At 47.5% G+C, this 11,613-nt stretch carries 15 protein-coding genes; 8 read left to right on the forward strand and 7 right to left on the reverse strand.

Annotated features, from left to right (window positions below):
* Window positions 1–35: 35 nt before the first annotated feature.
* The 3 genes from MW898_RS20925 to MW898_RS20935 all read left to right on the forward strand — a co-directional run bounded on the left by MW898_RS20925 (window position 36) and on the right by MW898_RS20935 (window position 1,807).
* Entirely contained in the window at window positions 36–239 is a 204-nt protein-coding gene (locus MW898_RS20925; RefSeq protein ID WP_248910260.1) for a hypothetical protein, read from the forward strand.
* 181 nt (window positions 240–420) lie between these two features.
* A complete protein-coding gene (locus tag MW898_RS20930; protein WP_248910261.1) occupies window positions 421–849 on the forward strand; it encodes a hypothetical protein in 429 nt (142 codons plus the stop codon).
* Window position 850: 1 nt separating this feature from the next.
* Entirely contained in the window at window positions 851–1,807 is a 957-nt protein-coding gene (locus MW898_RS20935) for an alpha/beta fold hydrolase (protein WP_248910262.1), read from the forward strand.
* A 251-nt stretch (window positions 1,808–2,058) separates the two neighbouring features.
* Here MW898_RS20935 and MW898_RS20940 read toward each other — a convergent pair whose 3' ends face one another.
* Window positions 2,059–2,643 (reverse strand): cyclodeaminase/cyclohydrolase family protein, encoded by a 585-nt coding sequence (locus MW898_RS20940; protein ID WP_248910263.1) that lies wholly within the window; start codon window positions 2,641–2,643, stop codon window positions 2,059–2,061.
* Window positions 2,644–3,022: 379 nt separating this feature from the next.
* Between MW898_RS20940 and MW898_RS20945 the strand changes: the two genes are divergently transcribed.
* Together MW898_RS20945 and MW898_RS20950 are read left to right on the forward strand one after the other, a co-directional pair.
* Window positions 3,023–3,370 carry a DUF488 domain-containing protein gene (locus MW898_RS20945; RefSeq protein WP_248910264.1) on the forward strand — a complete coding sequence of 116 codons (348 nt, stop codon included), beginning with the start codon at window positions 3,023–3,025 and terminating at the stop codon, window positions 3,368–3,370.
* A gap of 322 nt (window positions 3,371–3,692) precedes the next feature.
* Entirely contained in the window at window positions 3,693–4,028 is a 336-nt protein-coding gene (locus MW898_RS20950) for a hypothetical protein (protein ID WP_248910265.1), read from the forward strand.
* Between the two features lie 18 nt (window positions 4,029–4,046).
* On the opposite strand, the gene MW898_RS20955 is transcribed toward MW898_RS20950, so the two are convergent.
* The 3 genes from MW898_RS20955 to MW898_RS26255 all read right to left on the reverse strand — a co-directional run bounded on the left by MW898_RS20955 (window position 4,047) and on the right by MW898_RS26255 (window position 5,684).
* Entirely contained in the window at window positions 4,047–4,958 is a 912-nt protein-coding gene (locus MW898_RS20955; protein WP_248910266.1) for a succinate dehydrogenase/fumarate reductase iron-sulfur subunit, read from the reverse strand.
* Window positions 4,959–5,319: 361 nt separating this feature from the next.
* Window positions 5,320–5,586 carry a flavin reductase family protein gene (locus MW898_RS20960; RefSeq protein ID WP_277999965.1) on the reverse strand — a complete coding sequence of 89 codons (267 nt, stop codon included), beginning with the start codon at window positions 5,584–5,586 and terminating at the stop codon, window positions 5,320–5,322.
* The gene (locus MW898_RS26255) at window positions 5,583–5,684 is read right to left on the reverse strand and encodes a flavin reductase family protein (RefSeq protein ID WP_373689900.1); all 102 of its coding nucleotides are present in this window, start codon (window positions 5,682–5,684) and stop codon (window positions 5,583–5,585) included. Before MW898_RS26255 ends, MW898_RS20960 begins: the two co-directional genes overlap by 4 nt.
* 366 nt (window positions 5,685–6,050) lie before the next feature.
* Here MW898_RS26255 and MW898_RS20965 point away from each other — a divergent pair, with 366 nt between their 5' ends.
* Entirely contained in the window at window positions 6,051–6,287 is a 237-nt protein-coding gene (locus MW898_RS20965; RefSeq protein WP_248910267.1) for a DUF2249 domain-containing protein, read from the forward strand.
* Between the two features lie 216 nt (window positions 6,288–6,503).
* Window positions 6,504–6,680, forward strand: coding sequence for a hypothetical protein (locus MW898_RS20970; protein WP_373689895.1), 177 nt, complete (start codon window positions 6,504–6,506; stop codon window positions 6,678–6,680).
* A 650-nt stretch (window positions 6,681–7,330) separates the two neighbouring features.
* On the opposite strand, the gene MW898_RS20975 is transcribed toward MW898_RS20970, so the two are convergent.
* From MW898_RS20975 to MW898_RS20985, 3 genes are all read right to left on the reverse strand, one after another.
* Window positions 7,331–7,762, reverse strand: coding sequence for a universal stress protein (locus MW898_RS20975; protein ID WP_248910268.1), 432 nt, complete (start codon window positions 7,760–7,762; stop codon window positions 7,331–7,333).
* 331 nt (window positions 7,763–8,093) lie between these two features.
* On the reverse strand, window positions 8,094–8,528 hold the full coding sequence (locus MW898_RS20980) for a desampylase (RefSeq protein WP_248910269.1): 435 nt from the start codon (window positions 8,526–8,528) through the stop codon (window positions 8,094–8,096).
* A gap of 1,091 nt (window positions 8,529–9,619) precedes the next feature.
* Window positions 9,620–10,420, reverse strand: coding sequence for an IclR family transcriptional regulator (locus MW898_RS20985; RefSeq protein WP_373689896.1), 801 nt, complete (start codon window positions 10,418–10,420; stop codon window positions 9,620–9,622).
* Between the two features lie 807 nt (window positions 10,421–11,227).
* Here MW898_RS20985 and MW898_RS20995 point away from each other — a divergent pair.
* Window positions 11,228–11,443 (forward strand): hypothetical protein, encoded by a 216-nt coding sequence (locus MW898_RS20995; RefSeq protein ID WP_248910270.1) that lies wholly within the window; start codon window positions 11,228–11,230, stop codon window positions 11,441–11,443.
* The last annotated feature ends 170 nt before the right edge of the window (window positions 11,444–11,613 follow it).

Below are 11,613 nucleotides of genomic sequence, written 5' to 3' on the forward strand. Positions count from 1 at the left end.
ACGCTCATGTGTAGGAGATTGCACTGATCAAGTGAGTGGCAGAACGTCGTTGGGTCGGCGAGTGCGTCCAGATGAAGTTCGAGGGGGTTACACAGCGCGGGCATAGGACTGAGACGGTCGACCAGTTCGGTGAAGGTGTGGCACCCTTCCTTGCGAATACAGCGGGCGACAATGTGGGTTTCGCGGGGGAAGCCCGCCGGAGGCGGGCTTCCCCGCTCAATTCCCTAACGTTCATTTAGATACGCGACGTACATTCTGAAAGAAATAAAGGAGTGCAATTGCCATATCCACGTTCTCGGCTTCACTTTCTGTAAATTATCTCTGGGTGGTCCCGGTGCTGCGTCCATTTTCAATAGAGCACTCCAAACAAGCCCCTATTTTTATCACTGTAGACGTCGTCAGTGCTTACTGAGGAATACGATGAACGATATTAACCTCGCTAGTCACGAGTGGTGGGAGCGCTACAAAGAAACAGTGAATAACGACCCTGAGATGCAATCCAGGGGACATAAAAAATTTAGCGACAACTTCTACGTCGAAATCGGAGAAGAGCGGTTTCTCATTGAGATGGGCGGAGGCAAAGTGCGGGAAGTGATACCTAATCCGGCGCTAAACAATCGCTGGTCGTTCGGCGTCGAAGGCGACAGAGAAGCGTGGGAGGAGTTCGTTCAGGAGACGCCACCAGCATTCAACCACGAGATTATCGCCTCCCACTATCGGAGTGCGGTCAGAAACGAGGATGGACATCTCATGATGCGAGGAGACAACAAGAAAATATTCCAGAACCTGCGTCCGTTCCAGCGTGCACTCGATTTGATGCGCGTGGCGCACAACAACGGAGGGGGTTAACATGGCCGAAGCAGGCACCATTGAACCGATTACGGGCAAATACGTTCACGTCGAAATTGGTGGGGTAGATCACCGAATCTACTTTGAGGAAAACGGCCCGGAAGATGCCATTCCGCTACTGTGCCAGCACACTGCAGGCAACAATTGTCAGGAATGGCGACACCTCCTCACTGATGAAGAGATTACCGATGATTACCGCGTCATTGCTCACGATCTTCCGTTCCACGGGAAGTCGGTTCCGCCGACCACCCAGTCGTGGTGGGAGGAAGACTTCAAGATGACCGCAGAACGGTTCACCGAAACGCTCGTCGGGCTCGCCGATGCTCTGGAACTCAAAGATCCGATATACATGGGATCGTCGATGGGCGGCAACATCACCCTCGAACTGGCCGATTGGTATCCTGACCGCTTTCGGGCTCTAATCGGACTAGAGTGTGGCGCCCATAGTCCAGGGTTCTACATCGACTGGCTTGACCATCCGCACGTTAACACGACAGAGGTGAACGCCTACTCCTGTTGGGGTTTGATGGCACCACAGAGTCCGGAGCAAGCGCGTCGAGAAACGATGTATCTCTACGAACAAGGGGCGACAGGAGTGTTCAAAGGCGATCTGTACTATTACTCAGTCGAGCACGACTACCGAGAAAAGCTGGATCAGGTCAAAGCTGATGAATGTCCGCTGTACGTTATTAACGGTGAGTACGACTACCTTACCACGCCGAAAGATGGGAAGGAAACCGTCGAAGGTATCGGAGACGGTGCCGTTGCCGTCGAAATGGCCGAAATCGGTCACTTCCCGATGAGCGAACATCCCAAATTGTTCAACGCATACCTGAAGGAGATCCTCGCAGACATTACAGCCGATCAGGATGAAGTGTTGCCGGACCGACTGACGCCTGAAGATGTTGGTATTGAACTCAGTCCACCCGCGCCCGCACGGGAGAAAGCAACGGAATAGATTTCTACTTAATTTAATATTATATAAAATATAATTAAGAAATGTAGTTAGTTTTTGACCTAATGAATCGCCATACAGAGATGGATACACGGGTCCGCGGCTCGTTTGATGTTGTGAACGACACACATCAGCGCAATTTCACGGAGCTCACGATTCAGGCTTGTGCACGCCCGGCAGCGCCGAGCGTGTGCTTGATCGATGAGAAGATGGTCTCACACATCGCTCGTTGGCGATTGAGAAGTTCAGCGACCTCACTCGATAGTTGAGATCACTTGTTCGAATTCGATATCGGCTGACCGCTCGATATTGGCTGCTCGAGTCTCCATCTCTTCGGTAAACGCTGAATCCGAGAGGTGGCCTAGATTGGTCCGGACAGTGTATACAGACGCTTGGAGCGCTGAGTACACGAGAAATGAACCAGTCCCAGCGTCGGGGACGGCGTTCCTGTTGCCCTTTTCGGTCACAACAGTCGCATATTCGAGGACGGACAAACACGCTTCAGCTATCGTGAGTGGCACGCCGGTGGCTTTCTTCATTGCGACAGTCTGATCTGAATCGTCACGATACGCCGCAAGCAACTCATCGACTACTTCCGCGTCTTTGTCGGCGAGTTCCAGAAGAAACCCCCGCTGTATCCCAAGTTCTTCCTGTATCTCGGCCATTTCCACTTCCACGTCTGCATACTCATCTTCCCCCATGGTATGCAGACATACCATTTCGCAGAGTGCTGTTCCGATAGCGCCCACAATGGCCGCGGCCGTGCCCCCAGCAGGGGTCACTTTCTGTGAAGCGACGGTATTAAGAAAATCGCTGATTGATTGGTTGCTGTAGATCATACGAATAAATACTTAGACTGATCCGACATGGGTGTTTTCCTCTACTCCCACATGGTCTCGCAGCTTGTCCCTACGGATAATTGACGTCAATGATCTCGAAAAATTCGGTCGGTCGTCTTCATCGATATTCAGCTCACATCGCGAGGACGACATCTCAGAAAGGGACATCTGGGTCACCGCGACCTGGACGTTCGTTCCGCCTGGTGCGTTCCATGGAAGTGGACCCGATGTCTCCTTCGGGAACATGCGTAACGGACACGGTCGAAAGAAAAATTCCGACAGGCTTGGACTCAGTTCAATAAAATTACAGCAATAACGCAATTGATATGAGAATGGCGAATCTTATACGATGGTTCCCGTCTAATAATGACGTGTTAAGATGCCAGTTTGTACAAAACGAATCTACGAGGCGGCTGAGCCGGAGGATGGGATACGCGTACTGGTCGACCGTCTTTGGCCACGTGGCATCTCGAAAGAAGACGCAGACTTGGATCGCTGGATCAAAGAGGTCGCCCCCTCCGACGAGTTACGTCGGTGGTTCGATCACGACCGCGAGCGATGGGATGAATTCAACAGACGATATCAGACTGAATTAACTCATCATCAAGATATCATCGGTGAATCGCGCGAATTAGCCGATGAAGAGACTGTAACACTGCTCTACGCCGCGAAAGATGAGGTCCATAACAATGCAATTGTCCTCAAAGAAGTTATCGAAGAGAGATAATGCACAAATAGTTTGGTGACAGTTAAAAGTTGTCTGTATTTATTACTTACAATTGTTGCTGTCAATAGCTAAAAACGGCTCTGGGCGAGCTTTAAACTACTTTAGATAAAAGTAACAATTTAACAAAATATATGTATAAATTAATTTGCGTAAAGCTCATGTAGATCTCAAATGAGAATATTATATGAAAGTGAGGAAAATCTCCACAGCTACGTCCAACCAAACTCAATATAAATAGAACACGATGAGGAACATCGTCAACAGAGATCTCGATCTTCTCCATTCCCTCTACTGAAGGAGTAGCTAATTGAGCGTGTCAATGATGGCCGAGACAGTTTCCCGGTGGGCTCGCCGATACGTCATTGTGAGTGCTTTGTTTCTCATCCTCTGGCAGGGTGCCGCGCTCGTCGGTATCTCGCGACAGACAGAGGTTCTATTGGGTGTTTTTGGATTCGTCCTCCACACGATTTTCGGCAAAGCGTATTCGCTGATTCCATCGTACTTCAATCGCCAGCTCACAATCGTTCCCGCACCGATGGTACAGTTTCCTTTAACCGTCGTCGGCACAGGCTGTTTCATCGGTGCGTCGGTCGGATTTGGACTGTGCCGTATTTCGTCTCGATATCGATTGCAGCCCCAAGAAATAGCCTCTGACTGATACTTGCTACGAGTTGAGTCACCAGAATTTGACATCGCGCTTCACACTTTCACGTTTCATTTCTTGAATTTCCTCTGTGATTGGGATGTTCTTCGGGCACACGGTCGTACAGGAAAACTGGGTGTGGCACTGCCACACACCGTGTTCTTTGCCGAGGAGGTCGAGACGGTGGTCTTTGATATCATCACCTTCGCGTTCATCGAAGTAGAACCGGTACCCGTTTACGATGGCCGCGGGACCGATATACTTCTCATCTGTTTGTGCAGGGTTACATGAAGAGGTACAACACCCACACCAGATACACCGCGACGCCATCTTGATTTTCTCACGATTCTTGCGACTCTGACGTTGTTCTTCAAGCTCTCCTTCGGGCAAGTCATCAGTCTGAAAGTATGGTTCAATCTCGTCCATTCGCTCATAGAAATCCTCCATTTCCACAACGAGATCCTTGAGGACGGATTGATGTGGAAGTGGTTCGATGCGGATTGGTGTCTCAAGATCCGAAATCTGTGTTTGGCAACCAAGACATTGCTGGCCATTAATGAAAAATCCATCACTCCCACACACCGCCATTTGCCAGGAATGGCGGAAGGTCAGACTCGAATCGAAATGATCGCGAGTATAAATAAGCACATCGAGCACGGTCATTCCCCGTTTGTATGGGATGTGAAAGTCATCGAATCGAGGTTTTTGTTTGGCTTCGACGTCAGGATCGTAGCGGAACACCTTCAGGTGAATCGGCTCTTCATCGGAGCTGGCAAGTTCTTCTGTGTCCGCCTGCGCCTCGTGTTTGGCCGCTCGCTGGCGTTTCTTGTCGAGGCGCCGCTGCCGTGGCGAACGCTCGCTCTCTGATCCGCTTTCGGTGTCTGAAGGTGTCGGTTGTGAATTCTTAGCTGAATTGGTAGTGAATTTAAGGCCGACTTCGGTCAAGTCAGTACCCCTGACCCGATTTCACAGGAATAGATAACGACATACCTATGCAAATAGCTAACTCTGAACAGTGGACATGGGCGTCATCACTATGGCCGGTGAACTCACGGATGGTGACGAGAGATGGCACCAGAGAAATTCGCGGAGATCGAAGGTCTAAACTCATTCCCAAACGTCACGTGCGAGCGTTCGAACACCGATCTACCTTCCAAAAGGCTTTAGAATCGGTATCAATTCTGCTGATTTTACTGGTGCTATGCGACACAAGCCCAGAATTTTCCCGCACACAACGGTATGATACTCGTTGAGAACACCGAATTCCAAACATGGAGTGAGGTCACTCGTCAGAGCGAATCATTCTTCAGTTGCCTTGATAGAACGTGAGTGGTGCGGCGTCCGTCCGCTGGACATCGGCAGCCTCGACAGCTCCGACGTAAATCGTGTGGTCGCCCTCAGCGTAGTCTGACTGGATCGAACAGTCGATTGAGGCCAACGCCTCCTCAAAGACGGATACACCCGTTTCCCTGTTCGTGTCTACTCCGTCTCGGACAGATTTTCGTCGAGTCCGGTCATGTCTGTGAAATGCTCCCCGAGGTGTCGTTGGTCTCGACTGAGAATGTTGAATCAATAACCGTCGGCATCGCCGCTTGCCAACAGTTCGGGGGTAGCCGTCCCGTGACCGATACAGATCAGTACGAGAGGTGGCTCTAGCGAGAGGCTCGACAGCGTATTGACCGTGAGGCCATGGACTCGCTGGGGAGTGTCATCACTGCAATACCTGTTGTAAACTCTGCTATCACCTGCCGAAAATGGGTTGCGTCGACTGTCATCGGTCTACGAACGGAGGTTGTATTCATGGGTGCTTATCCGTATCGAGTTGGCAAGTAACTCCTGCACTCAGTGACTGGACCGTGACCAACGGCATGACCCTCTCGTCGCTGCACAGCACAGTTCAGATCGAAATTGGGTCAACTCTTCTCGTCATAAGCAATATGAAAGAATATATTTACATCACCCTCTGATTAATGACATTAGTGAAACACGAGCATCATCGGCAGAATGACTATCTAACACTAGCACGAATTGGAGAATATGGGGACTGACACGGATGACAATAGGATTCACGAATTAGATTGCCGAGAAATTGCTGGAAATCCCTTTCGCGAGATATTGGCAGCTCTCGACGCTCTTCCCAAGGATGAAACGCTTGTACTTATCGCCGACCACGAACCGGAACCATTCTACCCCGTCCTTGAGGAACACGGATACACGTATGAAACGTCCCAAGCGACAGACGAAGAGTGGTGTGTGACGATTACCGAAGAGTGAGGTTCTGTGAGGGAACATCTCTAACACGGTGGTGATTTCGTAATATGTATGCCAGTCACGACGCCGCTCGATATTCGAATATTCACCTAACAGAGCGCCTTTCGAAATCACTAATGAAATGTGTCGATTAGAACCTGATAAAAGACGCGAATTACCATATATGTTGAATTCGATCGAGCCACTTGCACCGGGATATTCAACTGCGTTCACAAATGGGTGAAATTTATCGAAGACCGTGATGCGGGAAAAGCCACGCTTGTTGGAAGTGACGAGACGGAACCAGAGCTGTACGTGCGAGATGTGCCAGACGGAAGCGAATTTGACGCCGAGATGGCTGGACGCGTATGTCTGTTGACGCGACCACCGTCTACGATGACGACGGAAACCAACTAGTACCCTGTTGGGACAATCGTCTCCTCAGCGTTTCAACTACTGCGGTCCATCTCGATAAAACCGGTGAGAGGATCTTCGATATAAGCAAGAGAAAAGATGGAAGTTTTTCCGGATGCACACGTTGTATAACCACAAAACCCGCAATCCAACTGAACAGAGTAATAAATCTGTAGCGCTCTTCTGTAGGAGGTTGTTAATACAGCGGTCAGTAGGAACCAGCCAGTGTTAATCGACCGCCTTCGCTGCTCCTCGTATCGAATGTCGTACCAGTTCAATGCACATGAATCGCAAGACAGCGATCCTTCAACAATGTACGACACATGAGCCTCATTCATAACTTGCTGACGAAAACGTTTTCAAGAGAAAAATTTCTGCTCACCTACGTATGACATGACCAACGACGGATGGAAAATTATAATCACGACAGGACTGTTCAAGAAATCCGAAAAACACACATACGCGACAAATATCGTTTAACCAATATGGGAATCGACATTCTTAATCTAGAAGATTTTCAATACTTTCAAGAAGAGGACCATTTCGGACTTTCAGCTCGTTCTCTAAAAAATGACCGGAAAAAGCAAATATAGTCGTAATCGTGACTCAAGTATGAACATCGATAATGAGATAAATATCTCACTAAAAAGCAACTACTGGTCGGGACGAACGATTGTTACCGAGGTGAATGCCCGCTTCACGACGGTTTCGGCAACACTTCCAAGTAGCACACGATCAATTTCCGATCGGCCTTTGCTTCCGATCACGATATGATCAGCATTGAAATCGTCGGCGGCACCGATAATAGCCCGTGCTGGTGAGCCGTATTTGAGTTCCGTCTGGATTGAAATGTCAAGATCGGCTGCAAGCTCTTCATACTCATTGAGTAGTTTTTCGGCTTCTCGCTCTTGCTGTTCCATAAACTCCTGGGTCCAGACCGATTTCTCAGCTGTCGAGTTGAGATCGAACGGATCAATAACGTACAAGACAATGTGCTTGTCCGTGGTAAACTCGGTTGCTGCGACGGCCAGCGCTTGTCGAGAGTAATCTGATCCGTCTACTGGCACGAGAATTGTATCCGTCATCGATGAAAGTACATTTGGGAAATTTATAAATGTATTTGTAATCTATCTATTTTTCTCAGTCTATTGACTGATAAGTTGTTTTGTTATCAGAATCTTCTATATCTGGTAAAATGATTCGTTCTTCAATGAGAATTATTAATGATGATATGACCATGATTTTATTGAATTATATATCTTTAGTGAATCGCTAGATGGTGGCAGAATGGATTGCTAGATCAAAGGCACTGAAGCAGGAAACTGTCGATGACTTATTTCAAAAGTCTCTCGCTTCATCTCCTTTGAACAAACGGCTCCTCCAACGCTGTTTAGGGTTTCACCAAAGCCGAATACCTTATTCCATCACCGACTGCGATAAGCGCTCGTCAATGGTTACAAGCTCCTGATCGAATCCATCTTCCTGCCATCGCCACGACCCGAGATACGGATGACCGTCGTAGGCACAGATGATGTACGAATAACCCAACCACGTGGCTCGTGCCGCGTCGGTTTTGCTCGGGTGGGGTGGACCTCTAGGATGGCTGTGGTAGAACCCGACAACATCTAGTCCAGCGTCATCGATTACTTCCATGAGCTCTAGGTGCTCCTTAGGATCGATAGCGTACCGATTCTGTGGTGTGTCAGCAGCATTCTCCGCTGGGTAGACATCTAAGATATGGCTCTGAGCCTCGCCATACTCGCCAGCGAGAACACCACATATTTCTTCGTCGTCACCATCGTATCCGCGGCTGACGATTTCGTCATATACATCTTGGGTGAGGGAGATCATTGTTCGTGTAGTAAATCCCGATCAATGATAGTTGTACGCATGATAGAGGAACCAAGAGTAGCCTAATCAGCTGGGAACGGCAACGTGTTCGATCGCGAACCGGGTTGGTACGTCGGCAATCCGTTTGATGGAAGTTTCGAATTGATGGCGGGAAAGCTAGGTATTGTCCACGATAGGACATTCGATAATGAGACGCTGTTTGGATAGCGTGAATTGGAAGCCCTTGTGGGCGCCAGGCGTGATCAGCGTAGTGTCCGATGTGAGTTCTCTGTTACACAGTAAACTGCTGCGAAGCAACGATTTACTGATCCAACGATTGCAAAAGTTGTAGTGATAATATAGTAATCCATTATAATCGAATTTCGTGTTTACCGACTCTGATCTTCGCCGTTTACATTACAATAGTACATATGTAATAGGACCATCTTTTTCGTTGATGTAATCCTTTACTCGTCTCTAAACGGACGAAATCACAATATCATCCATCACTGTGGGAACCTAGATCTATATATAAGAATTCAGTATATCGGAATTAGTATTGGTCTAAAAATTATGAAGTTACCAAATAATATTTTAATAATATTTGAAATATTAAAAAGAAACGAGAAGCCTGTGGACACCTACCGCCGACAGGGTAACGGACGGACCGTCCATCTCAGATAAACCCCACCAACGCGGCGAGTGTCGCCAGATTCTGCCGAAATCTGATTGCCAATCAGAAATATGACGTTTTTCCGGTGACGATAGTGTCCTATTGTAGTCGCCAGACTACATCTGGTTGGCAGCCAAAAGACTCTAGCTTCTGCTAATGGCACCACTCATTGAATACGTTCGAGTATTGTAGCTCTATACGACCACCGCTATGAGTGGTCTGCGTACGTTCTGAATGTGAAGGCGGTGCAGTTCTGGCTCGAGGCATAAAACTAAATGACGCGACGTCTCTTCTGTAATATGCGTACGCTGGGTATATTCAAAGTTGTGCAGATCACTCTCGGCGGTGATCGTACGGACGGAATTAAATCGGGACGGGTAGGTCGATTTTGGTCTGTCCGATTTCACGTATCCAGCAAATTTTCGATTTGCGTGATACTTCATAGATAATCATCAAGATATGTGTTTTCAATTTCTTCCTCCAACTCAGTGACGTACTCTACAAGGAGCTCTGGTATTTCGTCAGTGTACCGTTCGCTTGTGAACCGATATGTTGGACCAATAACTGCGATAGCACCAAGAACGCTCCCATCTGGATTTTTCACTCTCCTCCCAACTTCTCGTAACCCATCTACATACTCCTCATCAGCAAATGCTATTCCGCATTCTCGGATTTTCTCAAGATCTCGGAGGAGTTCATCCCTGTCCGTTATTGTTTTTTCAGTCTGTGTTGGTAGCCCCCTCTCATCTAATATTTCTCCAACACGATTCTTAGGATATTCAGCGAGAATTGCTTTACCAGTTGCAACACTATGCAAATAATAATAGATCCCAGCCGAAGTGGACGATTCATTTCTATTATCTTTTTTAGAATTGAATTGACTATCTGGATGAAATGACTCGTGTACAAGGATACCACGTCCGTTATTTTCAACGATGAATTCAACCTCCTCATCTATGTGATTGGAGAGTTCAGAAACTATGTCTTCAACAAGCACGTATGCTTTCTTTCGTGATCTTGCATACTCTCCACGGTTGAGAAATCTCAGACCAATGTGATACACTTCACCCTCCTTCACCAGATAGCCATGATTAATAAGCGTATGTAGGTGTACATGTATAGCACTCTTTGCCATATCTAACTCGGTAGCTAATTCATTTCGTGTCGCACCCCCCAAACGCTGAATGGTGTCTATTATCGATAACGACCGTTCCGTCGTTTTTGCTGTTTGCTTGCCCACACCTCTTTGTCTCACTGTAAAGTGATAAAAGTACGCCTATACTGTCCTTTGAAGTACTAACGTAACATCATAGTTAGAATACAATGACATCATCTACAGAACTCAAGACAGAATCCCCCCGGCGTCGCGCAAACGCGTCCGCGATTTGCTGATACGAGAAGTCGAAGATTTCTCTTGACTTATCCCGGGCCAGTTCACAAACTCCTCTCAGACGAAATACGCAACAACCTCGTGCAGTCAGACGAGAGGATATGTGAAGGATGGTAGGAAAGTTTCCTGAGAAACTCGCTAAAACATAGAGTATGAAGTACGATATGGAATCCCAACGATCGATCTATGACACACCATAAGGCGTAGAAGGGTGATTGCCTTCGAAAGAGGAGGAGCTGATGTAGTAGAACTACAGACTGATATTGCCCGTAGCGATGTTGTTTCACTTCACGCGTTCCAGCGAACAAATATCATGAACGGATTACCATGTCAACACCGAGATTGGAGGGAGAGAATTCAGTACAGAGAAGATATTTTCATTTCGATTTCCGTGTATTCTAACTATGTTGATTATACAATATATTGAATTTAACCGACTATAGTCACTAGATATTTATAAATATAACATATTGGTAGTAGAATATAAATTGGGCAATATATCTAAGTTGGAGAATCGAACTCGCAGACCATCTCCAATACATATATGATATTGCATACGAATTGTAACGACTGCGCGCTACTTACACCGTCGCACGCCACAGCACCCTTGGTGAGCGTAGTGAAACTTATATAGAAGGATGGACTAGAAGCGCATACATGGGAACCGGACTGCAAACTACGATCGTTAGTCGCCTCTCAGAGACACAGTTGCTCATCATAGGTGGTCTCCTCTTGGTTATTAGTACCATCCTCGCTCTGAGTATCGCTCCGATAAGCAACGCTGTTCCAACCGTAATTGCTGGACTCGCATCTCTTGGTCTGGCAGCTGGCGCACTCCTCGTCGGATTGTCTAAAGCTGGAGCCGGCGTATAGAGATCGGGTGTTTATATTCAATGAATGCACAAATATAAAAATTATGTTAATGTATGGATTATTTTTGGTCTGATATATCTCACTTCAAAATCACTCAAAGAAACGTTAGAGATAGCGTCTTCCGCGTGTTGGAACAGGAAGAGAGCACCCCGACATCCGTCAGTGTGCTC

The organism is Halocatena marina (assembly GCF_023276375.1).
In the GTDB taxonomy this organism is placed as follows: Archaea; Halobacteriota; Halobacteria; order Halobacteriales; family Haloarculaceae; genus Halocatena; species Halocatena marina.

Coding starts and splice junctions, on each gene's coding strand:
- MW898_RS20995 (WP_248910270.1), top strand. CDS start 11,228: ATGGGAACCGGACTGCAAACTACGATCGTTAGTCGCCTCTCAGAGACA.
- MW898_RS20945 (WP_248910264.1), top strand. CDS start 3,023: ATGCCAGTTTGTACAAAACGAATCTACGAGGCGGCTGAGCCGGAGGAT.
- MW898_RS20950 (WP_248910265.1), top strand. CDS start 3,693: ATGGCCGAGACAGTTTCCCGGTGGGCTCGCCGATACGTCATTGTGAGT.
- MW898_RS20930 (WP_248910261.1), top strand. CDS start 421: ATGAACGATATTAACCTCGCTAGTCACGAGTGGTGGGAGCGCTACAAA.
- MW898_RS20965 (WP_248910267.1), top strand. CDS start 6,051: ATGGGGACTGACACGGATGACAATAGGATTCACGAATTAGATTGCCGA.
- MW898_RS20980 (WP_248910269.1), bottom strand. CDS start 8,528: ATGATCTCCCTCACCCAAGATGTATATGACGAAATCGTCAGCCGCGGA.
- MW898_RS20975 (WP_248910268.1), bottom strand. CDS start 7,762: ATGACGGATACAATTCTCGTGCCAGTAGACGGATCAGATTACTCTCGA.
- MW898_RS20940 (WP_248910263.1), bottom strand. CDS start 2,643: ATGATCTACAGCAACCAATCAATCAGCGATTTTCTTAATACCGTCGCT.
- MW898_RS20935 (WP_248910262.1), top strand. CDS start 851: ATGGCCGAAGCAGGCACCATTGAACCGATTACGGGCAAATACGTTCAC.